The 13,146-nt window shown below is 45.4% G+C and carries 10 protein-coding genes; 7 read left to right on the forward strand and 3 right to left on the reverse strand.

The window, feature by feature from the left end:
- Nucleotides 1-14 precede the first annotated feature (14 nt).
- Complete coding sequence (locus LFX17_RS08985) at nucleotides 15-971, reverse strand: cation diffusion facilitator family transporter (RefSeq protein WP_238746205.1); 957 nt, start codon at nucleotides 969-971, stop codon at nucleotides 15-17.
- Nucleotides 971-1,993, reverse strand: a complete 1,023-nt coding sequence (locus LFX17_RS08990) for an OmpA/MotB family protein (RefSeq protein WP_238746207.1) — start codon at nucleotides 1,991-1,993, stop codon at nucleotides 971-973. The genes LFX17_RS08985 and LFX17_RS08990 overlap by 1 nt, the downstream gene beginning before the upstream one ends.
- Nucleotides 1,994-2,139: 146 nt before the next feature.
- Here LFX17_RS08990 and mgtE point away from each other — a divergent pair, with 146 nt between their 5' ends.
- The 6 genes from mgtE to lvrB all read left to right on the forward strand — a co-directional run bounded on the left by mgtE (nucleotide 2,140) and on the right by lvrB (nucleotide 11,368).
- Complete coding sequence (mgtE, locus tag LFX17_RS08995; protein WP_238729954.1) at nucleotides 2,140-3,531, forward strand: magnesium transporter; 1,392 nt, start codon at nucleotides 2,140-2,142, stop codon at nucleotides 3,529-3,531.
- An 85-nt stretch (nucleotides 3,532-3,616) separates the two neighbouring features.
- The gene (locus LFX17_RS09000) at nucleotides 3,617-4,273 is read left to right on the forward strand and encodes an LA_2219 family laminin/E-cadherin/plasminogen-binding protein (RefSeq protein ID WP_135569957.1); all 657 of its coding nucleotides are present in this window, start codon (nucleotides 3,617-3,619) and stop codon (nucleotides 4,271-4,273) included.
- Between the two features lie 157 nt (nucleotides 4,274-4,430).
- Nucleotides 4,431-4,835, forward strand: coding sequence for a DoxX family protein (locus LFX17_RS09005; protein ID WP_238746209.1), 405 nt, complete (start codon nucleotides 4,431-4,433; stop codon nucleotides 4,833-4,835).
- Between the two features lie 33 nt (nucleotides 4,836-4,868).
- The gene (gene mgtA / locus LFX17_RS09010) at nucleotides 4,869-7,406 is read left to right on the forward strand and encodes a magnesium-translocating P-type ATPase (RefSeq protein ID WP_238746212.1); all 2,538 of its coding nucleotides are present in this window, start codon (nucleotides 4,869-4,871) and stop codon (nucleotides 7,404-7,406) included.
- A gap of 278 nt (nucleotides 7,407-7,684) precedes the next feature.
- Nucleotides 7,685-10,180, forward strand: coding sequence for a hybrid histidine kinase/response regulator LvrA (gene lvrA / locus LFX17_RS09015; RefSeq protein WP_238746214.1), 2,496 nt, complete (start codon nucleotides 7,685-7,687; stop codon nucleotides 10,178-10,180).
- Nucleotides 10,181-10,216: 36 nt separating this feature from the next.
- Complete coding sequence (lvrB, locus tag LFX17_RS09020) at nucleotides 10,217-11,368, forward strand: hybrid histidine kinase/response regulator LvrB (RefSeq protein WP_238746217.1); 1,152 nt, start codon at nucleotides 10,217-10,219, stop codon at nucleotides 11,366-11,368.
- 66 nt (nucleotides 11,369-11,434) lie between these two features.
- Here lvrB and fbp read toward each other — a convergent pair whose 3' ends face one another.
- Nucleotides 11,435-12,463 (reverse strand): class 1 fructose-bisphosphatase, encoded by a 1,029-nt coding sequence (gene fbp / locus LFX17_RS09025; protein WP_238729959.1) that lies wholly within the window; start codon nucleotides 12,461-12,463, stop codon nucleotides 11,435-11,437.
- Nucleotides 12,464-12,642: 179 nt separating this feature from the next.
- On the opposite strand from fbp, the gene LFX17_RS09030 reads away from it, so the two are divergent.
- The gene (locus tag LFX17_RS09030; protein ID WP_238729960.1) at nucleotides 12,643-13,086 is read left to right on the forward strand and encodes a hypothetical protein; all 444 of its coding nucleotides are present in this window, start codon (nucleotides 12,643-12,645) and stop codon (nucleotides 13,084-13,086) included.
- Nucleotides 13,087-13,146 lie beyond the last annotated feature (60 nt).

Consider the following 13,146-nt stretch of genomic DNA (forward strand, 5'->3'; position numbering starts at 1 on the left):
CCTCCTCCGTTCTTTCAGTGATGGTGATGATGAGAATGATTTTGCATTCCATGAGAATCAAGGACGGAAAGATTCGCGATTCGATCCGTTGTATCTCCCGTCTCGCACTGAACCGTAACGTAATCGATTCCGAACTCGGATTTTAGGATTCGATTGGCTTCCAACACGATTTCGTTTGCGTTTTTAAAATCGATAACACCGAGACGCAACGTGCAGGCATAAACCCCTCTTGTAATCGCCCAAAAATGATAATCCGCAATTCGGGCAACTCCGGGAATCTTGGCGATATGTTCTAGAATATGAGGAATTTCGAATGTTTTTGGAGACGATTCCAGAAGGACGCCGACACTTTCCAGAAAGATTCCCCAAGCAGAACGCAATATCAAAATCGAAATTAAAATCGAAATCAACGGATCGATCCAAATCCAATTCGTAAAGTAGATCAAAATCGAACCTAAAAGAACCCCCGCCGTGGAAAGAAGATCGCTCAAGACGTGAACGTAAGCCGATTTGATGTTGATGTTTTCGCTGCTGAATCGAAACAGAATCCAAGCGCTGATCAGATTCAAAACGATTCCGGAAAAACTGTAAAAAACCATGTGAAAACTGAGAATCTCTTTCTGGTTCTGAAAACGTTCGAGCGCCTCGTAAAAGATATAAAACGAAATTCCGAAGATCAGAATCGAATTCAAAAGGGAAGTCAGGATTTCGATTCTGTAATAACCGAATGAAAACTTGAAGTTCGGTTTTCTGGCGGCCAAAATCACCGCGATAAAGGAAAGGGACAACGCGATCGCATCGGTGATGATATGACCCGCGTCCGCGACCAAAGCGATACTTCCGCTTTGAAACCCGCCGAACAATTCGACGCAGAAGATACAAAGTGAAACGAAAATCGCCAGAAGAATCGATCGTTTGAGACCTTTCTCCTGGCTTCGCTCTACGTGATGAAGTTGAAAAAAATCATCCATCAACGGGGAACGACTACGATATCCACTCTACGGTTGAGCGCTCTGTTTTCGGGACTATCGTTGGAAACGATAGGTTGAAATTCTCCGTAGCCGGCAAGAGAGAAGTTTCTAGGATCGACATTCTTATTTTCCAACACGTAATGAAGAACGGACAAAGCCCGCTCGCCGGAAAGCTGCCAGTTGTCGGCGAACTTTTTTGTGCGGATCGGAACGTTGTCCGTGTGACCTTCGATGATGATGAGGTTTCCCGGATAATTGCCGAGGATTTCTTTGATTTTATCCAATGCAGGAAGAATCTGCTTTTTTAATTCCGCGGAACCGGAGTCGAATGAAATCTTATCGTCAATGTTGATGACGAGACGGTTGTGAAACCGCTTCAAACGAATTTGTCCTTTTTTAATTTCGTCCGTGAGTTTGGCTTCGAGTTCGTTGGCCTGATCGGAAAGACGATCGAGTTCTTTCTTTTGATTGTCCGAAAGATTTTTGAGTTTGGAAATTTCGTCGTTCAACGAAAGGATTCTCGCTTCCAAGTCCGCGATTTTTTTCTCGTATTCTTTTTGAAGGGTTTCGGTCTTTTTCTGACAAGCGGCTCTTTCTCGTTCCAATTCTTCCTTTAGGTTTTCCAAAAGTTCCCGGAACTTGCGGGCTTGTCTTTCATTCTCGTCGATCAGTTCCTTTTCCTTATTGGAACTTTTCGCCTTGAGAACTGCGATCTGATTTTCCAGAGCTTTGAGTTTTTCGTCGGCGAGGTCGTTGTCTTTCGCGCGGAATTCTTTTTCTCTCGCGAGCAATTCCTCCAAAGAACGGATTTTAGAATCGTATTCCAAACGTTCCTTTCTGGAATTATCGGTTTCGTTTCTATACCTGGTTCTCAAGGAATCCAATTCGATTTCCAAGGCGATCTTTTCGTTATACACCTTGTTGTATTCCCAAGGATAATAGAACGCATCCGCGGAAACTGAGTTCACGGAAAGAAGAAGACAGATTACAAGCGGCAGTGAGGATTTCAGAAACGATTTCATCGTGGTTGCACCTTCTTTCTACGATTGAGCAGTGTACGGCCGGGTCAAATGAAAAACTCCTTTTTTGGTACTCGTCGGGAAATTCATTGATCGGTCTGTCAAGTTTTCAATTCTGTTCTTTGGAACCGTTTCTTGGGGAGAATTTTATGGAAGAAAGAGGAGTTAGCCAAGGCCTATTTTCGGAAAAAGCGAATCCTCGATCCTTGGAATGGATCGAATTCTTCTCCGAGAAAATCAAGGCGGGAGAGAACGAATTTTTAGATCGTTTTCTCAAACAAAATCACCCGGCGGACATAGCGGAGGTTCTCGAGAAGCTCGAAGAAGACGAAGCGTTTTCCGTTTTCAAACGATGCGACTCCGAACTTCAAAGTTCCATCCTTGTCGAGTTCGACGAGGAATTTCAGGCCGATCTGATTTCCCGGTTTCAGATGAAGGAGATTTCTCCGATCCTTGAAAACCTGGAGACGGATGAACTTTCCAACCTCATCTCCGAGTTTCCCCGGGACAAGGCCGAGGAAATCCTCAACTCGATCGACGAAGAGGATTCTTCCCAAGTCCGAAAACAACTTACGTTCCGCGAATATACCGCCGGTCGATTGATGAACACCGTATTCGCTTCCGCGGTGGAAACGGACACGGTTCGCAAGGCGATCATCAAGCTCAGAAAGCTCGCGAAAGAAACGGACGACATCTATCATTTGTACATCACGGACGAGGACAACGTTCTAAAAGGTTATGTTAAACTTAAGAATTTATTTCTCGCGCCTCTCAATACGAAAGTGATCCGTTTGATGAAAACCGGTTTTACTTCGATTCACTACGATACGGATCAGGAAGAGGTGGCAAAGATATTCCGGAAATACGACCTTGTTTCCGCGGCGGTCGTGGACGATCTCGGAAGGATTTTGGGAAGAATCACGGTGGACGACATTTTGGACATCGTTCATGAAGAGGCGTCCGAAGACATTCTTCGTTTGGGAGGGGTTTCGGAAGAGGAAAAACTTTCGTCCTCGGTTTTGACTTCCGCGAGAAGAAGAATGGTCTGGCTTCTCATCAACTTGGGAACGGCTTCTCTCGCCGCTTCGGTCGTTTCGTTTTTCGGAAATACGATCGAGAAATATGTGCTGCTCGCATCTCTTATGCCTATCGTCGCGGGGATGGGAGGAAACGCGGGAACACAATCGATCACTTTGATCGTTCGAAACTTAGCGACGGGGGATCTTTCCACCGGAAACTGGAAATCCGCGATTCGAAAGGAAGGTTTGGTCGGACTTCTGAACGGGTTTATGGTGGGAATCACCGCCGGATTGATCGTTTATCTTTTTACCGGTAACTTCACGCTTTCGATGGTTATGTTTATGGCCTTGCAGGCGAACCTCGTCATCGCAGCCGTCATCGGAACTTCGATTCCGTTGCTCCTGCGGGTTTTAGGAATCGATCCTGCGATCGCTTCTTCGATTTTCGTAACCACCTTTACGGACGTGTTCGGGTTCTTCTGCTTTTTGGGATTGGCTACGATATTCATTCAAATGTTATGATATTCTCATGTGAAAAAGTCGTGGAATCAAAGTCCTTCTGAATTGGAATTTTTAGTTAGAATTTAGTTTCGGAGAATCAAAAACGATGTCGGGTATGAAAGCAAAAACAGTTCTTAAAAACGCGGTCCTCTTGACCGGAATGAGCCTCAGCTTGTTCTGGATTCTTTCCTGTGCGACCGGATCTAAAACCGGAGAAACGGGAGAATCCGTAAAACACGAACCTGTTCCGAATCCCGCCGGTGAAAACGAAGTCGTACTGGACGAAGAGGGAAAAGAAGTGTCGTTGAACACGGGGGATCATCCTTCTTTCTTAAAACCGTCCAAAGATCCGTTGGAATATTTCCGCGTTCATATTTCCAGCGACGGATATCAACTCCGTCAGTTGAGAGGTTCCAAATTCATCAAACGAAAAGTGGATAAGGGCGGCGATGCACTCATCAGCGAAGAACTCGTTCGCTACAACAAAATCAATTTCGTGGACGACGGAATCATCATCGTAGTATTAAACGGGAACACCGGAGCGTTCGAAACGATTCGTTTTAATACGAGGGTGCCGAGAATCAACGACCTAGCGAAGATCGTTCAGAACGACGTCACCCGCTGGTCCATGGAACACTCCGAAGAAAAGCCGGTCGTGACCAAATTTCAGATTCATTATTCCCTCGAACTGAAAAACAAAGTGGGCAGTACTCGCGACGCCGTTAAGGAAGAATTGAAAAAGGAAGTCATCCGTAGAAAATAATTCCATCCGATCGTCCTGGTGGCGTTTCCTTCATCCGGCGGTTTTCCTCTACGGAAATCACCGGGGCGATTTCGATCTCGTTGCGAGTTTAATGGTTGAATCGGATTCAAGTTCTCTTAACCTTTGAGCGCGACAAAAAGCGCAAAAGGAGATTTTTATGGAATCACAAACCGTTTCAAAAGGTCAGCTTTGGACCGGAAGAGTTTTAAGCGGAATCGCGATCGCGTTCTTATTGATGGACGGAGTCGGAAAATTCTTCCTTGATCTTATGCCCAAGGAAGCGATGGAAGACGCGGCAAAACTCGCTTATCCCAGCAGCATCATGCCCTGGATCGGCACAACGCTTATCGTCTGTACTTTGTTATACGCATTTCCCAAAACTTCTTACTTCGGCGCGATTTTATTAACGGGTTATTTGGGCGGTGCTGTCTCCGCTCACGTTCGAATTTTAAATCCGTGGTTGAGTCATATTCTATTTCCCGTATATCTCGGCTTTTTTATTTGGGGCGGCTTGTATCTCAGAAACCCCGAATTACGCGAGCTCGTTCCCTGGAAGAAATAATTTAGATTTGTATCCGAGCGATTCGACTCCAGTATGAAAGAAAAAAAGAAAAGACCGGAAACGATCCGCTTTTGGAGTCTGACACCGGAAGAATGTTTAACCGGATTGAATTCCGATCGACTCGGTTTATCGGAAGAGGAAGCGAGGAACCGTCTCAACCGATTCGGTTCCAATCGCCTTTCTTCCCAAAAAGAATCTTCCGTTTGGGGTTTGTTCTTCTCTCAGTTTAAAAGTCCGATCGTTCTTCTTTTATTTTTCGCTGCGGGTCTTTCCATCGTCGTCCGCGATCCGGCCGACGCTCTCATCATTCTCGGAATCGTCTTTGTCAGCGGAATCTTAGGTTTCTCGCAGGAACGAGGCGCGATGAATGCCGTCAGCAAACTTCTCGCAATGGTCCAGATCCGAGTTACCGTTTTTCGAAACGGATCTCGGATCGATATTCCTTTGGAAGAAGTAGTTCCCGGCGACGTACTGGGCTTGAGCGCGGGAGATGTAATCCCCGCAGATTGTCGTTTACTCGAATCCAAGGATCTCTTCGTGAACGAAGCCACCCTTACGGGAGAAACCTTTGCGGAAGAGAAGTTTGCCGATACTTTACGCGAAGACGTTCCTCTTTCCAAACGGACCAATTCGCTTTGGATGGGAACGCACGTAGTCAGCGGAGAAGCGAGAGCTCTCGTCGTTCAAACGGGTACGAATACGGAATTCGGAAAGATTTCGGAAAGACTCAAACTGCGTCCGATGGAAACGGAGTTTGAAACCGGCGTAAGAAGGTTCGGATTTTTTCTATTGCACGTTACTCTTCTTTTGGTCATCGCGATCTTTGTGATCAACGTGTTTCTCCATAAACCCGTATTGGAATCGTTTTTATTCTCTCTGGCGTTGGCTGTCGGATTAACGCCCCAGCTTCTTCCTGCGATCATCAGCATCAATCTTTCGCACGGAGCCAAAAAGATGGCGGAAAAGAAGGTCATCGTAAAACGTTTGGCCGCGATCGAGAATTTCGGAAACATGAATATCATTTGTTCGGATAAAACGGGAACGTTAACCGAAGGCGCGGTCAAACTCAAAGCCGCTCTGGACATTTATGGAAACGAAAATGAGAACGTAGCGTTACACGCTTTCTTGAATGCTTCCTTTGAAACGGGATTCGTAAACGCGATCGATCAATCGATTCGCACGGATCTCAATTTCGATCTTACGGGTTACGAAAAACTGGACGAGATTCCTTATGATTTCCTGCGCAAACGGCTTACCATTCTCGTTTCTCACAAAGACGTACATACGATGATTACGAAAGGCGCGTTGACGAACGTTCTCGACGTTTGCGGCAGCGCTCGGACGGAGAAAGGCTCCGTCGTTCCGATCGAAACGGTACGGGATTCGATTCTGAACAAGTATGAAGAGTTGGGCGCGCAAGGGTATCGAATTTTGGGACTTGCGTCCAAGGACACCGGAAGTAAATCCAAAATCGATAAATTAGAAGAATCGAATATGGTATTTCTCGGACTACTTTGTTTTTACGATCCTCCCAAAAAGGATGTGGATAAAACCGTGGCCGATCTCAAAGCGCTCGGAGTTTCTCTCAAAGTTATCACGGGAGACAATCGATTTGTCGCGGAAAGTCTCTGTTCAAAAATCGGATTTTCCAATCCTAAACTTCTGTGCGGACCGGATTTGCAGAATATGAGCAACGAAGCTTTGATTCAACAAGTAGGCGGAGTGGATGTGTTCGCGGAAGTGGAACCGAACAGCAAGGAACGGATCATTCTCGCGTTAAAAAAAGCGGGGAACGTGGTCGGTTATATCGGCGACGGAATCAACGACGTTTCGGCTCTTCATTCTTCGGACGTAGGGATCTCCGTAGAACAAGCCGTAGACGTGGCAAAAAATGCTGCCGATTTGGTGTTACTCGAAAAAGATCTGGAAGTTTTAGTCGACGGAGTCAAAGAAGGGAGAATCACGTTCGCAAACACTCTCAAATACGTGTTTATGGCGACGAGCGCGAACTTCGGAAATATGTTCAGTATGGCCGGAGTTTCCTTGTTCTTACCGTTTTTACCTCTTTTACCGAAGCAGATCCTTCTTACGAATTTTTTAACGGACTTTCCGGAAATGACGATCGCAACAGATCGAGTCGACGAAGAAATGATCGCTTCACCGAAACGCTGGGACATCTCGGCCATCCGAAAATTTATGATCGTATTCGGAATGGTGAGTTCTTTTTTCGATTATCTTACCTTTGCGGTATTGCATTGGATCTTGCAAGTGAACCCCGAACAATTTCGAACCGGTTGGTTTTTGGAATCCGTCGTATCGGCTTCCCTCATCGTTCTTGTGATCCGCACTCGGAACGCATTTTATAAAAGTAAACCGGGCAGAGCTTTGTTTTCAACGACGCTCGCCGTAATTGCAATCACTACCGTTTTGCCTTTTAGTCCGATTGCGGGAACGTTCGGTCTCGTCGCTTTGCCGCTACCATTTCTCGGAATTCTGATCGGAATCGTCGCGATCTATGTGAGCGCGGCCGAAATCGTAAAGCGCGTGTTTTACAAAAAGGTTCAAATTTAGAATTTCATAAAATCCTGTTCATCGATCGATACCGGAAAATACATCGAAGTTACATGCGGTGCGTTTATTCGTGATTTTGGCGTAATTCCCTTCGTATTCCGCGGATTTTTACAAAAAGCCGCATCAAAAAATTATAATTCACAAATGCGGATCCCTTTCTGAGAAATTGTCAAAAAATAATTGAAATCCGAATTTCGGTTTGGTAAATTACTAGTTTCGGCGTTTCTCTAATAAAGATGCCGCGAAACGAGGTCTTTCGTATACTTTTATAATCTTTTATGAATTCATTGAATATAAAGAACATCGATTATAAGCGTATTTTTGAATCCGTACCCGGTTTATATCTGATTCTTCTTCCGAACCTGGAGATCGTCGCGGTCAGCGACGCATATCTGAAAGCGACTAAAACGATCCGGGAGGAAATTCTCGGGAGAGGCCTGTTCGACGTTTTTCCGGACAATCCTTCCGATCCGAATGCGGACGGGGTCAGTAACTTACGACATTCTCTAGAATTGGTCTTAAAGGACAAAGCGCCGAATACGATGGCCGTTCAGAAATACGACGTCAGACTACCGGATTCGGAAGGAGGAGGATTCGAAGAAAAGTATTGGAGTCCGATGAATTCTCCCATTTGCGATGAGAACGGAGAAGTCCTGTACATCATTCATAGAGTGGAGGAAGTTACCGAGTTCGTAAAATTGAAAAGACTCGGAACGGAACAAAGCAAGGAAGCGGAAGAATTAAGAACTCTCACCGCATCGATGGAAACGGAAATCTATCAAAGGGCCCAGGAAATCCAAAACACGAATAAAAAACTTCTCCGAGCGAACGAGGAACTCACTCAAAGGGAACGGGAAATCCAGGAAGTCTATCAAAGACTCTACGATATAGATCAACTCAAATCCCAATTCTTTACGAATGTGAGTCACGAATTACGAACGCCGCTTACGTTGATTATCGGTCCGACCCAAACCTTGCTTAAGGATCAGAGAATCTCAACGACACAAAGAGCTTTCCTCGAAACCATCGAAAGAAATTCCTATACGCTTCTCAAACACGTGAACGATCTTCTCGATCTTTCCAAATTGGAAGCCGGTAGAATGACATTACAATATTCGAATGCGAATCTTTCGCAAGTGATTCAATACGTCGCCTCTCATTTCGATTCGGTCGCTAAGGAAAGGGGTATTGAATTCGTATTGAATCTTCCCGAATCCATTTCCGCTCAGATCGACGTATCGAAATTGGAGCGGGTGGTTCTGAACCTAATTTCGAACGCTTTTAAATTCGTCCCCGATCGCGGTAAGATTCAATGCGACTTAAAAACGGAGGGATCCTCCGCTTGGATCGAGGTTTCGGATAACGGCACGGGAGTTCCGGCCCATCTTCGGGAAAGAATTTTTGAAAAATTCCGGCAAGGAGAGGAAGGAAACGCGCGCTCCTTCGGCGGAACCGGACTCGGTTTGGCGATCGCAAAGGAATTCGTGGAATTGCATCTGGGTTCCCTTGGAGTTTTCGATTCTCCGTTGGGAGGAGCTCTTTTTCGGATTCAACTTCCGCTTGCCGCTCCGGTGACGATTGACGATTCAAGAACGGTGGAAGCCGAGGGAATCGGACCGGCGATCCTGAGCAACGTTTACGAACTCAAGCGGAACCGGGAGGAACCATTAGAAGAATCGCATATATTTTACAATCGACCGAAAGTTTTGATTGTGGAAGATAATCCCGAAATGCGTAAATACATCTTCGCCACGCTTGCAAAGGAATTCAATCTATCGCTTGCGGTTGATGGAAAACAAGGCTTAGAAAAAGCGATCCGCGAAAAACCGGATATTATCGTTACGGACATTATGATGCCCGTGATGAGCGGGGATCAGATGGTGAAGGAGATTCGGAAATTACCCGAACTCGCAAATACGCACATCGTCTTTTTAAGCGCAAAGTCGGATCAGAACTTTCGAGTCAAACTTTTACAGGAAGGCGCTCAAGATTATTTGATCAAACCGTTCACGCCGGAAGAACTAACCGTACGAGTTCGGAATTTCACTCTTTTAAAAAAATCGATCGAAACACTCGAAACGGCCAACAAGGATATGGAAGCCTTTAGTTATTCCGTTTCGCACGATCTGCGCGCCCCGATACGAGGAATCGAAGGGTTCCTGAATATCATTTTCGAAGATTTCGGCGCAAGCCTGGATCCGGAGGCGCTCCGTTTTCTTAAGATCATTCATAAGAATGTATTGTACATGAACGATTTGATCCAGGATCTTCTCAACTTCCATAGAATCTCCAAAATCGATCTGAAAACTCGGGTCGTTGATATGAACAATTTAGTCGACGAAGTCATCCAAGCGGTTAAGGAGAATTATCCTGAAAATCAGTATACACTCCAGATGGAAAAACTCCCGAACGCTTTGGCCGACGGAGCCAGTCTTAAGCAGGTATGGATGAACCTGATTTCAAATGCGGTAAAATATTCGTCCAAAAAAGAGAAGCCTATGATCAAAATCGGAGCAAAGGAAGTGGGCGGTTTTAACGCATACTATGTCGAAGACAACGGAGTCGGCTTCAATGACAATTATGCCAATAAGTTATTTAAGGTATTTCAAAGACTCCACACTCAGGAAGAGTTCGAAGGAACGGGAGTGGGCTTGGCGATCGTAGCAAGAATCATACAGCGTCACGGGGGGCAGGTCCACGCCGAAGGCGCTTTGAACAAAGGATCTACGTTTTCCTTTACTCTTCCGAAATTGTCCGAAAACGAAAAAGATTGAGAGAATCTATCCCAGAATAAACGAACGGAATGTCGCATGAATAAATGGAAATTTCTTTTTTTAGAAGATTCATTGGTCGATTTGGAGCTGATCCAAAGACAGCTCAACCGCGCCAAAATAGATTATTATCCGATTCATGTGAGCGATTCGGAAGGGTTTTCGCAGGCGATCCTCGATCAAAAACCTCATCTGATCTTATCCGATTTCAGTCTTCCGAAATACGATGGATTCTCCGCTTTGAAGATGGCTAAAAAAATCTGCCCCGGAACTCCGTTTATCTTCGTATCCGGAACATACGGAGAGGACGCCGCCATTCAAACGCTGACGATGGGAGCGACGGATTACGTTCTTAAAGATAGAATCGAAAAGCTTCTTCCCGCGGTTCAAAGAGCGCTGCATGAAATCGAAGATCATGAATTACGAATCCAAGCCGAAAAGGAACGATACGAACTCGAGGAACAGCTCCGGCAAAGTCAGAAATTGGAAGCGATGGGTGTGATGGCCGGAACCCTCGCGCACGAAATCAACAATCCTTTGTTGGCGATCACCGAGTATGCGGGCATGATCGCGAGAGGGGATATCGATCCCGAAAAAACGAAACAACTCGCTTCTAAGATTCGGGACGAGAGCGCTCGCATCTCCACGATCATGAAAAACTTGCTCCGCTTTTCGAGGGACGACAACAAAGGCTCTTTGCATCCGGTCGATGTGAGCGAGATTCTCATTAAATTGGAATCGATTACCCAGCAGATCTTCAAGATGAATCGGATCGATATCGGTTGGAAGAATGTCGAACCCGGAAATACGATTCAATGTAGAGAAGGGCAAATCCTACAGATTCTCGTGAATCTCATCAACAACTCGGTGGACAGTCTGAATCAAAAATATCCCGAGTATCACGACGAGAAAAAAATTCGAGTCCGCACCTCGCTTATCGAAGAGGAAAAAAAGAAATACGCACAATTCGAGGTGGAGGATTTCGGAATGGGAATTCCCAAGGAAATTCAACGATCGGTCTTTAAAACGTTTTTTACGACGAAAGCGGCCGACAAAGGAACGGGTCTGGGCTTATCCGTAAGTTTGGGGATCGCCAAGGATCACGGCGGAAGTTTGAGTTTCGAAAGCGAGGTCGGAAAATCCACTCGGTTTCAACTGAAGATTCCTTTGTTTCATCCGAGTTCTCAATAATTCTTATTTCAAAAAAGTATATTTACGACTTCTAAAACAGAAATCATGAATATACTTTTCCTTTGTTTAAGGCTTTTTCGGCGCAAATTTTAAGAAGTGTTCCACTTCTTTTTTACTTCCGACCACGAGGGTCGTACGTTCGTGCAATTCCTTCGGAGTCAGATCCAAAATCCTTTCTCCATAAACAGTGACCGCCATTCCGCCTGCCTGTTCCGCGATGAATGCCATCGGAGCCGCTTCGTATAAAAGTCTCAGTTTTCCGTTCGGATATTTGGTGGACTTCGTATCGTTCGGATACAGGAAGATTCCGCCCTTCAAAAGGTTTCTATGAAAGTCCGCGACCAGAGATCCGATATAACGTCCGGACTGGGGTTTTCTACCGCCTTCGATGGACTTGATGTCTCGAATATAATTCTTTACTTCGTCCGACCAGTAGTTGTAGTTTCCTTCGTTGATGGAATAGATTCCGCCTGTTTCCGGCATCTGCATCTCGGGATGCGAAAGAATGAATTCTCCGCAGGAAGGATCGAGAGTAAAACCCGAAACTCCTTTGCCGGTGCAAAGAACGAGCATCGTGGAAGAACCGTATAACACATAACCGGCTGCTCTTTGACCGGAACCGGGTTGTAATAGATCGCCTAACGTCCCATGAGTTCCTCCGGGGCTCTTTCGCAAATGAACGGAAAAGATCGTTCCGATCGAAACGTTTGCGTCGATATTCGAGGAACCGTCAAGGGGATCGATCGCGATCGTATATTTACCGATTTTATAACCGTTCGGAACGGGAACGGTTTCTTCGTGTTCTTCGCTTCCTAAAATACAAAGATGGCCGGAACGGGTCAGCGTATGATTGAAAACCTTATCCGCGTATTCGTCCAGTTTCATCTGGGTTTCGCCTTGAACGTTTACAACATCGGTTGAACCGAGAATATTCTCTAAAAGTCCCGCTTTTCGAACTTCGCGGGAAACGATCTTTGCGGCATAAACCAAGTGGCTCATCAAAGCCGTAAAATCCCCCGTGGCCTGGGGTAACTTGAGTTGTTCCTCGATTAGATACTGGGAAAGACTCAATGTTTGTGTAGGATGGACAGACATAAATTCCTCTGGGAAAATGATTCCAACAGAGTTTTTCGACAGCCTCCGAATTCAAGCCGAAAAGCTTTCCTCAAAAGTTCGATTCTTACCCAAATCCCATCTGAAATTTAAAACTCTAAAAAGAATCTTGCGATTTTAGGGAGAATCGGTTCCGATATTGTAAGGAGAAGGGAGCCCTTATGGAATCCGCCATCAAACCGATCACGCAGAAATACAAACTCACCGACGACCTCTTCGAAGAATTTTCGGATCAGATCGTACGGGATATCCGCAATTCCCTCAGCAACGAAATCGTGATCACACATTTCCGATTTCAGGATCTGCATTCGTATTTTAAACTTTTGGGCGAACAACGATCGGGCGAGATCATGAAGGAACTGAAATCGATCATTCAAGCGCATCTTCGTCCGTACGATAAATTGTATGTTCTTAGTCCACGGTCGATTCTTACGCTTTCCCCGGATTGTAAGACGGAAGTAGTGCAGGCAAGATTCGACGAGGTCGTCTTTCAGGTAAATCATCTTATCGTGGATTACGAGATTCAATTTATGGAATTGAACGCACCGATCGATACGATCGAACCGATCTGGAAACATCTTCTCGTTTCTTCAAAAAGTACATGACGTCCGTTTAGTGAAAAGTTTTCAAACCGATGTACAAAGTTTAACTTTTTGAAAAAGTTC

It is taken from the genome of Leptospira sanjuanensis (assembly GCF_022267375.1).
Taxonomy (GTDB): domain Bacteria; phylum Spirochaetota; class Leptospiria; order Leptospirales; family Leptospiraceae; genus Leptospira; species Leptospira sanjuanensis.

Coding starts and splice junctions, on each gene's coding strand:
- LFX17_RS08985 (WP_238746205.1), bottom strand. CDS start 971: ATGGATGATTTTTTTCAACTTCATCACGTAGAGCGAAGCCAGGAGAAA.
- LFX17_RS08990 (WP_238746207.1), bottom strand. CDS start 1,993: ATGAAATCGTTTCTGAAATCCTCACTGCCGCTTGTAATCTGTCTTCTT.
- mgtE (WP_238729954.1), top strand. CDS start 2,140: ATGGAAGAAAGAGGAGTTAGCCAAGGCCTATTTTCGGAAAAAGCGAAT.
- LFX17_RS09000 (WP_135569957.1), top strand. CDS start 3,617: ATGTCGGGTATGAAAGCAAAAACAGTTCTTAAAAACGCGGTCCTCTTG.
- LFX17_RS09005 (WP_238746209.1), top strand. CDS start 4,431: ATGGAATCACAAACCGTTTCAAAAGGTCAGCTTTGGACCGGAAGAGTT.
- mgtA (WP_238746212.1), top strand. CDS start 4,869: ATGAAAGAAAAAAAGAAAAGACCGGAAACGATCCGCTTTTGGAGTCTG.
- lvrA (WP_238746214.1), top strand. CDS start 7,685: ATGAATTCATTGAATATAAAGAACATCGATTATAAGCGTATTTTTGAA.
- lvrB (WP_238746217.1), top strand. CDS start 10,217: ATGAATAAATGGAAATTTCTTTTTTTAGAAGATTCATTGGTCGATTTG.
- fbp (WP_238729959.1), bottom strand. CDS start 12,463: ATGTCTGTCCATCCTACACAAACATTGAGTCTTTCCCAGTATCTAATC.
- LFX17_RS09030 (WP_238729960.1), top strand. CDS start 12,643: ATGGAATCCGCCATCAAACCGATCACGCAGAAATACAAACTCACCGAC.